The following is a 16915-nucleotide window of genomic DNA, read 5'->3' as shown; positions in this document are numbered from 1 at the left end:
TGTAAACATGTAAGTGTAAGAATATGTAATAGAAAGGATAATGTCAATGAATATTCTTTTGATAAGCGGGTCGCCAAGGAAAAAAGGAAATACAGAAATGTTATTAGAGTTTTGTAGTCAAGAGGTAGAAATTAGAGGTATTAAGACAGATTTAGTTTGCTTATCTGATAAAATCATTCATCATTGTAAGGGGTGTAATAAATGTAGGGATAGGGATAACTGTATTCTACAAGATGATTTTAACAGACTATATAGGCAAGTACTAGACTATGATGGTTTAGTTATTGGAACACCTGTTTACGTTGGTATGCCAACATCTTTAATAATGGCATTCATTCAAAGATTAACAATGGTTGCATTTAATAATGGTAGATCCTTATCCGGAAAATTCGGAGGTGGATTTGCTATTGGTGGAGAAGCGGGTCAATTAGCAGCAATAACTGATTTAATTAAATTCTTTTTAGTAAATAACATGGTGGTAATAGGGTCGGATTATTGGAATATAGGTTTTGCTACAAAAAAAGGCGATATAATGGAGAATGATAAAAGTTTAAAATATATTGAAAATTTTGCTGAAAATCTTTTGAATCATGTGAAATTAATGGAGGGCTGAATAAATGAGTAAAGGTGAGATTTACTATATTAGAACGGATAATAAAGTTGAAGGTAAAAAGGTTGAAAGAAGTGACTATGATGCACATATAAGATACTTAGAGGGAGTAGCTAAAAGTAGATATTTTAAAGGTGGTGGATTTAAGAACAAAGATGGCGGCATGATTATTTTTAAAGCAGATAGTATGGAGGAAGCAAAGCTAATCTGTGATGGAGATCCATTGATTAATAGAAAGTTATATACTTACGAATTAGTTGAGTGGGAGATAGTAATTGGTTAAGCTAAAATGGATAAAAACATTCTAACCCTTGTTTAGAGATTCTTGAATATGATATAAATAGTTATAAATCAATTATCTTTTCGACAGGGAGGTTTGAAGAGTGAGTAATACCGATATAGAGACAGTGATTGACGAGGAAGTCTTTTCATACAGATTATCCAAGGACAAAAAAGTATTTTTGTATTGGCATGGAAAGCAAGTAAAAATATTAAGGGGAAAAGAAAGTGATAAGTTTATAAAACGCGTAACATCTGCTAACCCTCAAGAAGCCCAACTCATTATGGCAAAAATAACTGGTAATTTTAAAAGAGGTAATGAAAAGAATGCAAAGAAGGAGAAAGCATATGGAATTTAAAGATACTTTAGAATTACATCTACAGTCTATAAAAGATAAGAACTTAGATATATTTTTATCAACGGTTAGTAAAGAAGAAGTAGTTTTAATTATGCCTGATGGTAATATTATTGATGAAAAAGAGAAGTTTGAATCTTTTCATCAAGACTGGTTTATGGACGAGGATTGGAGTCTGCATTATGAACTATTAAAAGTTATCGAGAGTGTAGATATGTGTTCAGCCTTGCTCAAAATCAATTATAGAGATTGTGATCCAGAAGGTCAACCTATTAAGATCAATTACTATTTAAACTTAGTTTTCAAGAAATTTAAAGATCAATGGTTATTAGTCTTTGATCAAAATACTTTCTTTAAATAAACATTTTCTCATACAACTATTTCATGTATAATATTTTATAAGTATAAAAAATAAATAGTTGACGGGAGTGAGAAAGATGTCAGTGGAAGAACTAATGAAGAATTTGCCTGTAATAGAAACTGAAAGAGTGTTATTAAGAAAAGTATCTGAGGAAGATGTTGCAGATATTTTTGAGTATGCTTCAAATCCTAATGTAGCTAGGTATGCATCTTGGAGTAATCATAATACTCTTGAGGATTCAAAAAGGGTGGTAGACTATTATGTCAATGCCTATAAAAGTCATTCTTGCTTAATATGGGGTGTGGTGAATAAGAGTGATAATAAACTCATTGGAACTGCTGGTTATGTAAATATTAATCAAAATTCATGCAGAGGTGAAATAGGCTACACATTGAATGAGGCGTTTTGGGGAAAAGGTTATGCCTCTGAGATAGCTAGAAAACTCGTTGATTTTGGGTTTTCTTCAATGCATTTACATAGAATAGAAGGAATATGTCATGTTGATAATCATCCTTCAGTTAGGGTTATGGAAAAGGTCGGAATGGAATTTGAGGGAATATTAAGAGGTTATAATAAGAAAGAAGATAACTTTTATGATGTTAAGTTATATGCTATCTTAAAAGAAATTGAATAAGAATGTCTATTAAATCTCATGGAATGAAGTAATCCATGAGATTTTTGTAATACTAATTTAAGGTTTATAACATAGCAATTCAATGATTAATCATGTATAATGAGTATTAATTTAGTAAAATAAGGCATTTTGGATGAAGTTACTGAAGGAGATGGAGAGATTGAAAAAAATGACGATAAACGGACTTATAAAAGAAATATCTGAATTAATGCTGACTGTGATAACAGCATTGATTATTGCTTTTTTTGTTCAGGCGGAAGTTTTAGCATCAACAGAAGTCCATGAATCATCAATGGAAAATACTCTTTTTGAAAATCAACGATTATTTATTGATAGGGTAAGCTATAAAGTTACCTCCCCTCAGCGAGGAGATATTATCGTATTTAATGAAGAAAGTAGTGAAGGATTTTGGAGCAGTGACATTGGTATCCTATTAGAAGATTACATTACGAAATTTAATGGAGAAGAACAGAGGTTGCGTTATGTAAAAAGGGTTATCGGAATTCCAGGTGATGAAGTTGACATCCGTGACGGCAAGGTCTATATCAATGGAGAAATATCTTATGAAGCCTATACCCTAGGTGATACTAGAAGTAGAGAATTAGAATTTCCATGCACTGTACCGGAGAATAAACTATTGGTATTAGGAGATAATCGAGAAATAAGTAAGGATAGTAGAGATTTTGGTTTGATAGATTTTAATAACATAGAAGGTAAGGCTTTTATACGATATTGGCCATTAGATGAAGTTGATTTACTTAATTAGAATATAAAGTGTAATGAGAAAAAGGTTGCTGAATAGCAACTTTTTTCTCGTTATGTTGGAATGTACTGAGTATTACTTGGAATAGAAAGAGAATCATGAATATTAATGATTTCTAATAGAGTACATGTTAATATTTGACAAACATTAACGTAGTTGATATAATGCTTAATAAAGATGTATAAACATGAACAAACATGAATGTGCATAAAAAATGCACTTTCTGTAACAGTTCTACTTACTAATAGGTGTATAGGGGTGAAATGGAAATGTTTATCGAAGAACGTCATCAAACTATTTTAAACATTATTAAAGAACATGGAAGAATTACAATTGGAGAAATTCAAGAAAAATTTAATATTTCTGTTGATTCTGCAAGACGTGATTTAAGACTTTTAGAGGAAAAAGGATTGCTAAAGAGAACGCGAGGGGGAGCAATCCCAATCGCGCAAGTTGGTATCATGCCACCTCGCCGTAGAGATATGAAAAAGATGGAGTCATATGATAATTATGATTCCATAGCAAAAAAAGGGACAGAATTAATAAAAGAAAATGATATTGTTTATTTAACAAGTGGATCAATGGGTTTTATTATGCTCAAATATCTTCCAAAGGATATAAGATACACTTTAGTTCTTAATTCACCAAGTCTTGCTAATGAGTTAAAATATTGGGATAATCTAACCGTCTATATGATAGGTGGCAAAATGAGAATGCATGCTACCACTTCTATTGTTGATAGTTTTGCCACAGCATTTGTAAAAAGCATGCATTTTGATGTATGTCTCATGACTGCAGCAGGAGTAGATGCGGATTTTGGTGTTTCTAATGGAACAGATGAAACAGCAACCTTCCAAAGAGCTATTATAGAAAATACTAGGAAGAGTATTTTATTATTACCTCATCATAAAATTGGATTTAAAGCTTTTATAAAGGTTTGTGACGTAAACAAATTTGACACTTTAATAACAGATTGGGATGCTCTAGAGGAAGAGTTGATAAAAATTCAAGAAACAGGTGTAGATGTCATCGTTACTAAAAAGGAATAATTGGCATCAGTTATGAAGAGATTTATAGAAACCAACATTAGGGAGCGCTAAGTGATATTATGAATAATAAATAAGGACAAGGAGGAAAAATGAGTGAAACTAGCATGCAATTATTATATAGAAACTGAGGAACTTGTCAAAGCTAAATTAATTGATATTGATTATTTCAAATTCCCTTCATTAGGGTTTCAAGCTCCAATTCTTGATGACTTAGATCTTTATGAAGAATTTCTTAATGAAAAGAAGCAAATAAAACCGTTTATTATACATGGTCTATACCCATCACCGCATAATGTATGTTCACCCAGCTTTAAAGAAGAGTTAAGGACTGATATTATCCAGAGAATTATAGATCAATCCGAAACACCAGGAATATCACTTCATTTTGATGGAGCAGAAGAAGATGCATCCCGTGATGAGATTATTGAAATAGCGGTAGATAATCTTATATTTCTAAAAGAAACATTTAAGGAAGTAGAATTTATAGCAATTGAAAACGTAGAAAAAAGTAGATCACCTTTTTTATCAGATCCAGAGGTCATTTCAAAAGTTGTCAAGAGAGCTGATATAAACTTCTTGCTTGATATTAGTCATGCCATCTGGTCATCCAATTATAGAAAAGAAGAGTTTTTTACATATATAAATAAGTTGCCTTTGGATAAGGTGTATGAAATACATATCAACGGGTGGGCAGAAAAAAATGATGACCTTATGTGCCATATCAAAATTGGAGATGATGGATACAAGATTCTTCAATATTTACTTAGAAGATGTTCTCCTGAAATAATAACTCTTGAATATGGTAGACATAATGATAGGATAGGTATTGGCTGTCCAGTCATGAAGCCCGATAGCATCAATGAAAAAGCTAAAGAGGAAATCATTGAACAAGTCAGTAAGTTGAGAGAAATTATACGAAGATGAACATAGTATAAACCTCATAGAAACTTCATCAATTACTTGGATATAAAAATCTTTTATCAGCTACGAATAGATTACCACTGAAATATAAGATTTCTAACACTCTAGAAGGGGGAAGCGCATAAATATATTAAAAGCAAAAAAAGGCTGAAATCCAGTGTTTAACTGTGTTTCAGCCTTTAAAATGCAACGATTGGTAGTCATTGATGTTATTTTGGGCTAGGAAAGTACTGTATTTTGCTCGCAAGGTTCCATACTTTCCTAGTCCAGTTTTAATGTTGCTTTGGCGACTTTTGTACTGTGATGTAAATGGTATTCACCGACTGAGTAAGGGGCTAAATTGCAATTTAATGATTCTAGTAAAGAATATTTTTAATTATTGTTTATATTGATGTAGTATAAATGTGTACCTTACAATTATATTGAGAGTTTAATTGGATTACGTGAAATCTAATATGTAGACTACTTATGTTTGACTTCGTATAACACTATATTTCAGTATGCTACGAATAAGGACGCTGAAGTAAACAAAGAGTTTATTTAACAATGAAAATTTTGCTGTTTTTTATATAAATGAAAGTAACGGAGGTTTTTAAATGATAGACTTAAAAGATTATGGATTTAATGCAACAATGATGCCGGAAGATGAAAAGGGTATCCCAGCTCGTATTATAGCAGTGCACAAAGAACGTTATGAACTTATCTGCAAATATGGGCAAACATATGGTAGATTAAAAGCAAGTTCATACTACAAAGAGCAACATGAGATTTTTCCTACAACTGGAGATTTTGTTTTTATTCAATATAATGAGAGTGGTGACAGCCAAATTATAAAAACTCTAGAGCGAAAATCAAAGTTTTCACGTAATGATTTCTCAGGTCATGCAGTCGAATATGTTAAAACAGTTAAAGAACAGGTTGTTGCTTCAAATTTTGATTATGTGTTTATTATGGCATCGTTAAACCATGATTTCAATCTTAAACGAATAGAGCGCTATCTAACTCTTGCTTGGCAAAGCGGTGGTATTCCTGTGATAGTCCTTACTAAATTAGACTTAGTGGATAATTACACAGAGCAAACGCGAGCTGTTGAAAAGATAGCAGCCAGCGTCGGTGTTTTTGCTGTGAGTGCTAAAACGGGTCATGGTATTAACTTGCTATCTGACTACTTAAGACCAGGTAAAACTATAGTATTACTTGGCTCTAGTGGTGTGGGAAAATCAAGTCTTGTAAATGTACTTGCAGGAGAAGAGATAATGGTGGTCAATGATATTCGTGAGGATGATAGCCGTGGACGCCACACAACAACACACCGACAGCTTATTATGCTATCAAGTGGAGCAATGATTATTGATACCCCAGGTATGCGAGAACTTGGCATGTGGAATATTAATGTTGGCCTTAATGAAGCATTTACAGACGTGGAAAGCTATTTTGCTAGATGCAAGTTTTCTGATTGTAGGCATAAAAGTGAGCCGGGCTGTGCCATTAAACAAGCTATTGAGATTGGGGAACTTTCAGAAGAGCGTTGGAATAGCTATTTACAAATTAAATCAGAAGCACAGTTTGTAAATAACAAGGCAAGATGTTTACGTGAAAAAGATGCCCGAAATAAATCTATAGCAATGTGGAATAAAAAGAAGAAAAGAAAAGGATGATATATACTACAGGTAAGAATTATTGATAGGAATATATACGATTAAATGGCATGATATACATTGTTGTGCGAAGCCGACTCTGCCTTAGTCAATTTTTGAACTGATCACAATTGGTCAGTTCAATTTTTTTCCTATTTCTCCAACAAAAATAAAATAGCTGAAATCCAGTTTTTATCTGAATTTCAGCCTTATAATGCGGATGAAGGGACTCGAACCCCCACGGTGTCACCACCGGCAGATTTTGAGTCTGCTGCGTCTGCCTGTTCCGCCACATCCGCTAGTGTTTAAGTGCTCATTTATATTAACATAAAAATATTTTATTTGCAAGTTTTTTTAAGCAAAATTTTCAAATTTCTCGGTAAAGAATAACAGTTGTCCAATTACCTAACATGACTACTAAATTTATGTTATAATAGTATTGATTTTGATTGAATATAAAAATATTTAAAGAAAGAAGGAACTTTTTAGAGGAGCATTACGTCTAATGTAAGATATAATACTATAATTAGTTATTAAGAAGTACTTAGGACAAATAATAGATCAAAGATAGAAGAATATATGTACTGAGACTATACCCAGAATTGATCGATAGTGGGAGGTGCACTTTTTTGTACGAGTTAGATGAAAAGGTATTAATTAATAATGCTAAGAAAGGCGATTTGAACGCTTTTGAACAACTCATTGAGAATTATGAAGTAAAGGTATATAACATAGCACTTCAGATGTTGAAAAATGAAGAAGATGCGAAGGATGCATCACAGGAAGCACTAATAAAGGTATACAAGAACTTAAATAAATTTGATGGAAGATCATCGTTTTCTACGTGGATATACCGCGTTACAGTAAATGCTTCTCTAGATTATATAAGAAAGAAAAAAAGTCATAAAGATCATCAGAATTTGTCGTTGGACGAAAATATTGAAGTAAAAGAATCTGTTGAATCTGTCACTGAAGCCATGCCTGAAAAGACGCTATTACAAAAGGAACGTGCTCAACATATTTATAAGGCCATGGAACTTTTGAAGCAAGAACAAAAGACCATAATCGTTCTAAGAGATATCAATGGGTTAAGTTATAAGGAAATCTCAGAGATAGTCGGTACCTCTGAGGGGACAGTTAAATCAAGACTCAATAGAGCCCGGAAAAAGCTAAGAGAACTTTTAATGGACATGGAACTTTTTAAGAAAGAGTGCGTCTAATTGAATGAACCGAATGAAAGGAGGGCTTATAATGAATTGCAACGAAATTAGAGATTTAATATCTTTATATATAGATGATGAATTAAATACAACTGAGCAAATTCAGTTTGAAGAGCATATTGCATCTTGTGAAGCATGCAAATATGAATTAGAAATGTTAAAAGAAATTGTAGGAACACTCAATGAAACTGAAATCACTCCATTACCTAACGATTTCCATGAGGATTTGATGGAAAAAATTCACGAAATAGAGCGAGAAAATCATGAGATTAAAGAGCAAAATAATAAATTCGTTTCATTCTTGTCACAGTTATTTAAGAAGAAGTTTATGGTGCCTGCTGTGTCGATAGCGTGTATTATGCTTTTACTCGTTGTAGCAAGAAATCCACTTATTATGAATGATGGTCTTATGGTGGAGAAGGCTGAAAAGAGTACTAATAAAATGGCCGCTTATGATACTGCTGCACTAGAAGAATCCGCAGAAGAATCTAAGGCGGATAATAAGAGTGACATGCCTATGGCAGCTAGTGAAACTACCAATGCAGCTAGTATGAAAAATGAATCTAAAGAGGATATTCATGTTGATAGTGAAGAGGCAAGTATAGAAGAAATTCAAGTAGCTGGAGAAACTGAATTGACTTTAACATTTGGGGATACAGAAGCTTCACCAGAATTTTCTGAGATGTATGGTGCTGCTGATAAGATAATTGATGAGTTTTCAACTTATGAAGAAATCTTTACTCATATAGTCAATGATTTAAGTGAATTAGAAGCAACAGCTATCCAATTGTCATCTCTTAAAGAAACAAATCAATTGGATGAAAAAGCTTTAATTGACAATTTGAGATTCCAATTTGGGCAAATGAATTTTTACTCATCAACCGAATTACCACAGGAGGATTTTTACTCAATTGTAGTGATTCAAGAAGAAACAAGTGATGGAATCACTGTTATCCTTCAAGTATTGAATGAAGAATTTGATTTATATAAAGAATATAATGTAGAAGCTCAAGAAAGTGGCATGATGCTAAGAGAAATTATTGAGAGTGAATAAAAAGTTCAGATGTTTCATAATGCGTTGAAATCTATAGAAGTATAAGATGATATGCAATAATAAAGGAAAAAATAGAGGTCCATATCGAAAAGACTTCTATTTTTTTTCTGTTTTTTTTGGTATAATAACTATGATAGTATGAAGAAAGTCATATCGAAGTTCTATAACGAGGTGTAAAGATGAAAAATGAAAATAAACTATTGATAGTTGATGGGCACAGTATTTTGAATCGTGCTTTTTATGGCATTCCATTGCTTACAAATAAAGATGGACAACCAACTAATGCAGTTTACGGTTTTATGAATATTTTATTAAAAGTTATTCATGATGAACAACCAACACATATAGGAGTTGCTTTTGATGTAAAGGCACCTACTTTTAGACATAAGATGTTTACAGAATACAAAGGGACTCGTAAAGGAATGCCTGATGAGTTAAGACAACAAGTGCCAGTTATCAAAGAACTTCTATCAAAGATGAGCATTCCCATCTTCGAAAAAGATGGTTATGAAGCAGATGATGTTTTAGGAACATTGGCTAATCAGTATGAAAAACAAAATTTCCAGGTAACAGTATTATCTGGTGATAGGGATTTATTACAATTAGCTACAGAAGCTATAAAAATTAAGATACCTAAGACTAAAGGAAACAAAACTGAAGTAGAAGAGTATTTTGCAAAAGATGTCGAAGAGAAATACGGTGTAACACCTACAGAATTCATCGATGTAAAAGCATTAATGGGTGATACTTCTGATAATATACCAGGAGTTCCTAGCATCGGTGAAAAGACGGCTGTTAAGATTATACAAGCCTATAACAACATCGAAAATGCTATTGATCATGCTGAAGAAATAAAACCTAAGAGAGCATCAGAAAACTTAAGAACTTATGAAGATCAGGCAAGAATGTCTAAGGAGTTAGCAACTATTTGTATCGATTGTCCTATTGATATGGATATTGCTTTTCTTGATAAAAAGAATTTAGTCCAACCAGAAGCTATTGATTATATGCAATGGTTAGAATTTAAGTTGTTAATTGAACGCTTATTGGAGGATGCTGGTGAGACTCAATCAACCACTTTGGAGATACACTATAACATTGTTGATTCACTGGCGAATTTAAAGGATCAGTTAAAAGGAATAGAAGAATTAGCCTTTAAAATTCTTCCAGAATTTAAGTATGTTTCTTTAAGTGTAAAAGATCAAACATATATTATTGATCTAGAGAATCATGATATGCATAGGGTGACTGAAGTTTTAAAAGATGTACTTGAAGATAATGATATCAAGAAAATAGGTTATCATGCTAAAGATGACATTCACGTATTACATGAAGCAGGTATTCAATTAGAGGGATTGCAATTTGATGCTATGATAGCAGCCTATTTAATCAATCCGTCAAAAGACGATTATTCAATCAATACTTTAGCCTATGATTATCTGCATACTAGTTTGCCAAGCGAAGAGCAATTATTAGGCAAGGGGCGTAAGCGAATTGATATCAGAGAACTAGAAGAAGAACAACGTCTTTCATTCGTTGCCTCTCATTCATTAGTTCCTTATATGATTAAGGATAATATGTTAAAACTCATTGATGATGCTGGTATGATGCCACTGTATTTGGATATCGAGCTTCCATTAATTTCTGTTCTAGCAGACATGGAGGAAAGAGGTATATCTGTTAACCAAGATGGACTAAGAGTGTATGGTGAGCAATTAGAGATTACGCTCAACCAAATTGAGAAGGATATTTATGATTTAGCAGGTGAGAAATTTAACATAAATTCTCCCAAACAGCTAGGGGTTATTCTATTTGAGAAATTAGAACTAACTGTTATAAAGAAAACTAAAACAGGTTATTCAACTGCTGCAGATGTACTGGATAAGCTTAAGTACGAACATGCAATCGTTGAGTTAATACTTGAATATCGTCAATTAAGTAAATTGAAGTCTACTTATGTAGATGGGCTCTTTGCAGTTATTGATCAAGATACCAGTAAAATTTATTCTACATTTAAACAGACGGTTGCCGCAACTGGACGTATTAGCAGTACAGAACCAAACTTGCAGAATATACCTATAAGGATGGAAATGGGACGTCAATTACGAAAAGTATTTATTCCTACTTCTGAGGAGTATGTCTTTGTTGACGCAGATTATTCACAAATTGAATTACGTCTTCTTGCTCATCTCTCAGAGGATGATATACTTATTAAAGCTTATCAAGAAGATGAAGATATTCATCGTTTAACGGCTTCACAAGTTTTTAATACACCTTTGGAAGAAGTTTCTTCTTTACAGAGAAGTAATGCTAAGGCTGTCAATTTTGGTATCATATATGGAATCAGTGCTTTTAGTCTTAGTGGGGATTTGAAAATTACTAGAAAAGAGGCACAACAGTACATTACTGCTTACTTTGATAAGTATCCTAAAGTAAAGGCTTATTTGGATCAGTGTGTAGAGAGTGCTAAAGAAACTGGTTATGCAACCACGATGTTTAATCGTAGAAGAAAGATTGATGAACTTAGATCACGTAACTTTATACAACGTGGTTTTGGAGAAAGAGTTGCGAAAAATATGCCAATACAAGGATCAGCAGCAGATGTCATAAAAATCGCAATGGTTAATGTCCATAAGCGCCTGAAGGATGAAGAACTCCGTTCAAAACTAATTTTACAAGTGCATGATGAGCTGCTTATCGAAACTCATAAAGATGAAATCGAAATAGTAAAAACTATTTTAGAAGAAGAAATGACCCATGCCGCTGATGTAAAAGTACCTTTGGATATTGATATGCACACAGGAGATAACTGGTATGAAACAAAGTAAGCTCTTGGTTATTGGCATGACGGGGAATTCGGGTAGTGGCAAGAGTACTGTTGCTACCTATTTTAAAGACGCTTATAATGTAAATGTTATAGATGGGGATAAGATAGGCCATCAAATGCTTGAGAAAGATTCTCCTGCATTTGATGAACTTGTACAGCAATTTGGTGAGGGAGTTATTGATGATGTTACAGGACACATCTCTAGGGAAAAATTGAGAAGTATTGTCTTTGCAGACTCCAAGCAATTAAGTGCATTGGATCGAATTTCCCATTATCATATATGCAAGTTCATCTTTAATCAGATTCATGAGATAAAAACGTATCAATCCCTGAAGTATTCTGCTATAATAGTAGATGCTGTTAAATTACTAGAATCAGATTTAATACACTATACAGATACAATTTGGGTTGTTATATCGGACATTGAAAAGAGAAAAGAGCGACTGCTAAATCGTGACGGTTTATCCATTGAAGCAATAGAAAAAAGATTAGCCTCTCAATGGAAAAATAAAGAATACATTGAAAGAGCTGACGAGATTATCAGTAATGATACAAATCTTGATGAGCTTTTTAAAGCATGCGATGCTTTAGCAGTAAAATATAATTTGCAATCTTCGCTTTGAGCCAAAAATAAAAATATAAAAAAGCTCAATATTAATATAATGTAAAAATCGAAATGAAGGTTGAATATATGCAATAAATTTGACGGAGGGACAACATGAAAAAAATAATAACATTATTTGCTTTTGTTGCAGTTGTATTATTATTTATTGTATTTGTTAGCTATACAATTAGTAATAATGAGACAACGGGTGCTATAGATGAAGTATCTAAAGAGGTTGTAGAAGAAGTAGTCGAAGAAGTGGTTATACCTGAGCCAGCAGAGGGTGGTACTTTAAAAGTTGCTATCAACGATCCTGCCTCATTAAACCCCTTAGTAAATAAGGATGAATCAATTGATTTATTACTTCAATTAGTTTTTGATGGTCTTGTTTCCTTAGATCAAAATCAAAAGCCACAAGTTAATCTGGCGAATTCTGTTGAAGCTAGTGTCAACGGTACTTATTTAACGGTTACTTTAAAACCAGAAGTTTATTGGCATGATGGAGAAGTTTTCACAGCAGATGACGTTGTGTTTACTATTGAAACCCTTAAAGCTTTAGGGGGAGAGTCCATGTATGCTAAGAGTATAGAAAATATTTCTTATGCAAATGTGATTGATGACAATACTGTAGAAATAGTTTTAAAACAAGCTTACAGTGGCTATTTATATGGATTAACTTTTCCTATTATTCCAGAACATATCTACCAAGGTGAAGATATGCTAACAACAGAAAAGAATATGACGCCTATAGGTACAGGCTCGTATATATTTGAAGCGTATACTCCTATGCAAGATGTTTCGTTAACAAAAAATAATAATTGGCATGGTGGATACGTCTATATAAATAACGTTTCTGCTATCATTACAAGAGATGAAGCTGCTAAAATAAACTCTTTAGAAGCCAATATAACTAATGCGTTATATACTTCCCAAGTTGATTGGAGTAAGTTCACAAGTAATGAAAATTGGCAAGTCAATGAGTTTTCCACCTATTACTATGATTTTGTTGGGTTTAACTTCAATCATGCACTTTTACAGGATAAAGATTTGCGACAAGCTTTAGTTTACAGCGTTAACCGTGAAGAGATTGTCAATGAATACTTGATGGGTTTTGGTACTGTTACTGAAACGCCTATCCATCCAGATTCTTGGTTAAACACATCAGAGCTAGCTGTTTATGCTTATAACATTAATAAAGCCTCTGAAATTCTTTTAAAAGAAGGATGGGCAGATAGTGATAATGATGGTATTCTTGAAAAAGGTAATGATAAATTAAGCTTAGAAATGATTGTATCCAATTCTGATCCTGCACGTTTAGCTATTGCAAATGCTATCAAAGAAGATCTTGCTGAGGTAGGAATAGAAGTAATTATTACACCTTTAGATTCAGCAGCTTTTTATGCTAGAATAGAAGCTGATGATTTTGATCTTTTTTATGGTGGATGGAACTTATCACCAATTGTTGATTTAACTTTTGCATTTGGTACAAATGCTACAGGGAATTATATTAACTACAGCAGTGCTACAATGGATGAACTATTAGCTAATGCATTTAAAGCAATGGATGAAATAACTATGAAGAATGAGTATGCTGCGTTAATAGAGTACATTCAAAGTGAAGTTCCATATATGAGCCTTTTCTTTAGAGAGAATGCTTTAGTAACCAGTGATATTTATGGGGAAATAGAACCATCACCAAATAATATTTATGATTCTATTGAAAATTGGTACATCGCCGAGTAAATAAAAGAAGCACATAGCAAGTTTTAACTTGTTATGTGCTTCTTTTACTAACTTGCGAAGTTTGTCAGAATTGTATTATTCAATGTAAATAGAATAAGTTGAGTACTGTTGATCCATGTAATTTAGAGATATTGTCATTCTTTGTAGGTTATGTTATGATTAATATGATACTTTTGAGAGAGGGAATCACTATGATAAAAAATGAAAATATCATATTTGGTTTGGATATAGGAACAAGAAATGTCGTTGGAATCGTTGCTCAGAGAGTTGATGATAAACTCGTTATCAAGGACTGGGAGGTTGTTGAACATGCGCCTCGTGCCATGATTGATGGACAGATTCATGACATAATGAAAGTTGCTGATACCATTAGCAAGGTGAAGGTGATTTTAGAAGAACGTCAGAATATGACACTAAAAGAAGTGTCTATAGCTGCAGCAGGTCGGGTTCTTAAGACGATAACCATCAATACCTTTATTGATTTTGATGAAGAGCAAGAAATAGGAAAACATCATATTCAATCTCTTGAATTAAATGGTGTTGAACAAGCTCAGAAGAGTATTGGTGAGCAAACAGAAGGGGATTTCTTTTGTGTTGGCTATAATGTCGTTACATATTATTTAAACGATTATGAGATTGAAAATTTGGAAGCACATAAAGCAAAAAGAATCGGGATTAAAATATTAGCAACTTTTTTACCTCAAGTCGTTATTGATAGTTTATACACATCTGTACACAAAACAGGTTTAACTGTTGATCACTTATCTTTAGAGCCTATTGCAGCAATTAATGCGGCAATACCAAAAAGTTATCGTATGCTTAACCTAGCATTGGTCGATATTGGTGCAGGGACTTCAGATATAGCAATTACAAAGAACGGTAGCGTCTTTGCTTATGGAATGATACCCATGGCTGGGGATGAAATGACAGAGAAACTAGTTCATAAGTACCTGATTGATTTTGATACTGCAGAGAAAATGAAAATTGCTACATATGATCAAGAAAAAATCCGTTACAAAGATATATTGTCAATGGACCATGAAGTGAATACTAAAACCGTCTTGAAACAGTTAAAACCGGTTATTGACCAGATTACAAGTGCTATTGCTGATGAAATCATTAAGTTAAATGGAAACCAATCTCCAAATGCTATCTTTTGTGTAGGCGGTGGAGGACAGTTACAAGGTTTTATAGAGTTGTTAGCAAAAAAATTAGGTCTACCTAAAGAAAGAGTTGTTCTTAAAGGTGTCAATGATCTTTTAAATGTAACCTTTGATTGCGAAGCTTTTGTAGATCCTTCGATGGTTACGCCTGTGGGGATTTGTACAACTGCAATGGAAAATCAAAAAGATAATTTCTGTGAAGTTATACTCAATGATGAAAAAGTTAAGCTTCTCAACGCCAGGGAATTAACAGTTATGGATGCTGCATTAAAACATGGTTATGATTATAGTAACTTGATGGCAAGGAAAGGTAAAGATCTACATTTTACTTTGAATGGAGCAAAAAAACGAGTAAAAGGTCAATTAGGTGAACCAGCAGAAATCTATGTTAATAATAAAGAAGCTAACTTACATACGGTCATTAGAGAAGGCGATTACATAATAATCAAAGAAGCTATAAACGGACAAGATGCTAAAGCTAAGCTGAATGAATTCGTAGTCTTTCAAAGCAGTTTTATTGTCAATGGGATTGAACAAGAGATATCTCTTCCGATTTTTGTTAATGGAGATGTTGTTTTGAATAACTGTGATATTCAACCTCAGGATCACATTCAATTCGAAGAAATACTAACATTAGCAGATTTATCCAAGTACTTTGAAATGCCTTTAGAGAGTACCTTTTATATTAATGGAATTGAAGAACATATCGATGCTCCTATTAAAAGGGGAGATTACGTGGAATACAGTATTGATGACAATATAACTGCAACTACATTTGAAGAAGTAGCTGTAAGTGAGAATGTGGAACAGCAATCAACTCCTGTAGTTGTGGAAGAAAAATCATGGACTACTGATGGCTCATTAGATTTTATAGTAGTTGTTAATGGAGATACTGTTATGTTACAAGGCAAAACGGATTATATCTATGTTGACATATTTGAGTTTTATCCTTTCGATCTTGCTAATCCTAAAGGGAAAATTCGTTTAAAGTTAAACGGTAAAGAAGCTGCCTATACGGATCCGCTAGGACCAAATGACCAATTAGATATTTACTGGGAGTGATATAATGGGTTATTGGAATACGAGAGGTCTAAGAGGTAGTACATTTGAAGAAATAATCAATATGACCAATGATATGTATCGGCAGAAAGGCTTAGCCATGGTTCAAAAGATTCCCACACCTATTAAGCCTATTAAGATTGATAGTAAGCAAAGAACTATAACTTTAGCTTATTTTGAGCAAAAGAGTACAGTGGATTACATAGGCATTGTACAGGGCTATTCCATCTGTTTTGATGCTAAGGAAACAAGTGCAGCTAGTTTACCTTTGGCCAATATACATGAGCATCAAATAGAATTTATGAAGGATTTTGAGAATCAAAAAGGTATTGCATTTCTTCTTGTTTATTTTACGAAGAAAGATGAATGCTTCTTATTTCCTTTTAAAGATCTTTACTACTATTATTGTATGGCTAAAAATGGTGCAAGAAAATCCATACCTTATGAGGCTTTTGACCAGTCATATAAGATACAAAATGGTACTGGAGGGGTATCCTTACATTACTTAGTGGCTTTACAACGTTACTTGGTGAATCTTCACAAAGAAAGAGAAAGTAAAGAAGCTTAAATAAAAAAGCGTAGAAGTGGTACTGTGGCACCATGTTCTGCGCTTTAGCTGTATACAACTACCTATA

At 33.1% G+C, this 16915-nt stretch carries 16 protein-coding genes and 1 tRNA gene; 16 read left to right on the top strand and 1 reads right to left on the bottom strand.

Annotation, left to right across the window (positions count from 1 at the left end; translation table 11 throughout):
* The first annotated feature begins 46 nt into the window (after positions 1–46).
* The 9 genes from C1Y58_RS10070 (at position 47) to rsgA (ending at position 6631) form a co-directional block, all read left to right on the top strand.
* Positions 47–613 (top strand): flavodoxin family protein, encoded by a 567-nt coding sequence (locus tag C1Y58_RS10070; RefSeq protein WP_157950039.1) that lies wholly within the window; start codon positions 47–49, stop codon positions 611–613.
* A gap of 4 nt (positions 614–617) precedes the next feature.
* The gene (locus tag C1Y58_RS10065; RefSeq protein WP_105615911.1) at positions 618–893 is read left to right on the top strand and encodes a YciI family protein; all 276 of its coding nucleotides are present in this window, start codon (positions 618–620) and stop codon (positions 891–893) included.
* Positions 894–993: 100 nt separating this feature from the next.
* On the top strand, positions 994–1248 hold the full coding sequence (locus C1Y58_RS10060; RefSeq protein WP_105615910.1) for a hypothetical protein: 255 nt from the start codon (positions 994–996) through the stop codon (positions 1246–1248).
* Positions 1238–1606, top strand: a complete 369-nt coding sequence (locus C1Y58_RS10055) for a YybH family protein (protein ID WP_105615909.1) — start codon at positions 1238–1240, stop codon at positions 1604–1606. The genes C1Y58_RS10060 and C1Y58_RS10055 overlap by 11 nt, the downstream gene beginning before the upstream one ends.
* A 76-nt stretch (positions 1607–1682) precedes the next feature.
* Positions 1683–2240, top strand: coding sequence for a GNAT family N-acetyltransferase (locus C1Y58_RS10050; protein WP_105615908.1), 558 nt, complete (start codon positions 1683–1685; stop codon positions 2238–2240).
* A gap of 169 nt (positions 2241–2409) precedes the next feature.
* The gene (gene lepB / locus C1Y58_RS10045; protein ID WP_105616479.1) at positions 2410–3006 is read left to right on the top strand and encodes a signal peptidase I; all 597 of its coding nucleotides are present in this window, start codon (positions 2410–2412) and stop codon (positions 3004–3006) included.
* 266 nt (positions 3007–3272) lie between these two features.
* A complete protein-coding gene (locus C1Y58_RS10040; RefSeq protein ID WP_170311567.1) occupies positions 3273–4052 on the top strand; it encodes a DeoR/GlpR family DNA-binding transcription regulator in 780 nt (259 codons plus the stop codon).
* Between the two features lie 93 nt (positions 4053–4145).
* Positions 4146–4976: a multinuclear nonheme iron-dependent oxidase gene (locus C1Y58_RS10035; protein ID WP_105615906.1), complete on the top strand. Its 831-nt coding sequence runs from the start codon at positions 4146–4148 to the stop codon at positions 4974–4976.
* Positions 4977–5605: 629 nt separating this feature from the next.
* Positions 5606–6631 carry a ribosome small subunit-dependent GTPase A gene (gene rsgA / locus C1Y58_RS10030; protein ID WP_242985376.1) on the top strand — a complete coding sequence of 342 codons (1026 nt, stop codon included), beginning with the start codon at positions 5606–5608 and terminating at the stop codon, positions 6629–6631.
* 194 nt (positions 6632–6825) lie between these two features.
* Here rsgA and C1Y58_RS10025 read toward each other — a convergent pair.
* Positions 6826–6909 (bottom strand) — tRNA-Leu (locus tag C1Y58_RS10025).
* A gap of 330 nt (positions 6910–7239) precedes the next feature.
* On the opposite strand from C1Y58_RS10025, the gene C1Y58_RS10020 reads away from it, so the two are divergent.
* The 7 genes from C1Y58_RS10020 (at position 7240) to C1Y58_RS09990 (ending at position 16848) form a co-directional block, all read left to right on the top strand.
* Complete coding sequence (locus C1Y58_RS10020; RefSeq protein ID WP_242985375.1) at positions 7240–7830, top strand: RNA polymerase sigma factor; 591 nt, start codon at positions 7240–7242, stop codon at positions 7828–7830.
* Between the two features lie 31 nt (positions 7831–7861).
* Positions 7862–8884 (top strand): anti-sigma factor family protein, encoded by a 1023-nt coding sequence (locus tag C1Y58_RS10015; protein WP_157950038.1) that lies wholly within the window; start codon positions 7862–7864, stop codon positions 8882–8884.
* 179 nt (positions 8885–9063) lie between these two features.
* A complete protein-coding gene (polA, locus tag C1Y58_RS10010; protein ID WP_105615904.1) occupies positions 9064–11712 on the top strand; it encodes a DNA polymerase I in 2649 nt (882 codons plus the stop codon).
* Complete coding sequence (gene coaE, locus C1Y58_RS10005; RefSeq protein ID WP_105615903.1) at positions 11699–12334, top strand: dephospho-CoA kinase; 636 nt, start codon at positions 11699–11701, stop codon at positions 12332–12334. The genes polA and coaE overlap by 14 nt, the downstream gene beginning before the upstream one ends.
* A gap of 95 nt (positions 12335–12429) precedes the next feature.
* Positions 12430–14058, top strand: coding sequence for a peptide ABC transporter substrate-binding protein (locus tag C1Y58_RS10000; protein WP_105615902.1), 1629 nt, complete (start codon positions 12430–12432; stop codon positions 14056–14058).
* Between the two features lie 191 nt (positions 14059–14249).
* The gene (locus tag C1Y58_RS09995; protein WP_157950037.1) at positions 14250–16283 is read left to right on the top strand and encodes a cell division protein FtsA; all 2034 of its coding nucleotides are present in this window, start codon (positions 14250–14252) and stop codon (positions 16281–16283) included.
* 4 nt (positions 16284–16287) lie between these two features.
* Positions 16288–16848: a Holliday junction resolvase RecU gene (locus tag C1Y58_RS09990; RefSeq protein WP_105615900.1), complete on the top strand. Its 561-nt coding sequence runs from the start codon at positions 16288–16290 to the stop codon at positions 16846–16848.
* The last annotated feature ends 67 nt before the right edge of the window (positions 16849–16915 follow it).

This window comes from Vallitalea okinawensis, assembly GCF_002964605.1.
Lineage (GTDB): Bacteria > Bacillota > Clostridia > Lachnospirales > PQDH01 > Vallitalea_A > Vallitalea_A okinawensis.
The sequence above is the reverse complement of the archived record's forward strand: the minus strand, read 5'-3'. Positions and strand labels throughout refer to the sequence as shown.

Coding starts and splice junctions, on each gene's coding strand:
- coaE (WP_105615903.1), top strand. CDS start 11,699: ATGAAACAAAGTAAGCTCTTGGTTATTGGCATGACGGGGAATTCGGGT.
- C1Y58_RS10000 (WP_105615902.1), top strand. CDS start 12,430: ATGAAAAAAATAATAACATTATTTGCTTTTGTTGCAGTTGTATTATTA.
- C1Y58_RS09990 (WP_105615900.1), top strand. CDS start 16,288: ATGGGTTATTGGAATACGAGAGGTCTAAGAGGTAGTACATTTGAAGAA.
- C1Y58_RS09995 (WP_157950037.1), top strand. CDS start 14,250: ATGATAAAAAATGAAAATATCATATTTGGTTTGGATATAGGAACAAGA.
- C1Y58_RS10015 (WP_157950038.1), top strand. CDS start 7,862: ATGAATTGCAACGAAATTAGAGATTTAATATCTTTATATATAGATGAT.
- C1Y58_RS10070 (WP_157950039.1), top strand. CDS start 47: ATGAATATTCTTTTGATAAGCGGGTCGCCAAGGAAAAAAGGAAATACA.
- C1Y58_RS10040 (WP_170311567.1), top strand. CDS start 3,273: ATGTTTATCGAAGAACGTCATCAAACTATTTTAAACATTATTAAAGAA.
- C1Y58_RS10055 (WP_105615909.1), top strand. CDS start 1,238: ATGGAATTTAAAGATACTTTAGAATTACATCTACAGTCTATAAAAGAT.
- polA (WP_105615904.1), top strand. CDS start 9,064: ATGAAAAATGAAAATAAACTATTGATAGTTGATGGGCACAGTATTTTG.
- C1Y58_RS10065 (WP_105615911.1), top strand. CDS start 618: ATGAGTAAAGGTGAGATTTACTATATTAGAACGGATAATAAAGTTGAA.
- rsgA (WP_242985376.1), top strand. CDS start 5,606: ATGATGCCGGAAGATGAAAAGGGTATCCCAGCTCGTATTATAGCAGTG.
- lepB (WP_105616479.1), top strand. CDS start 2,410: ATGACGATAAACGGACTTATAAAAGAAATATCTGAATTAATGCTGACT.
- C1Y58_RS10050 (WP_105615908.1), top strand. CDS start 1,683: ATGTCAGTGGAAGAACTAATGAAGAATTTGCCTGTAATAGAAACTGAA.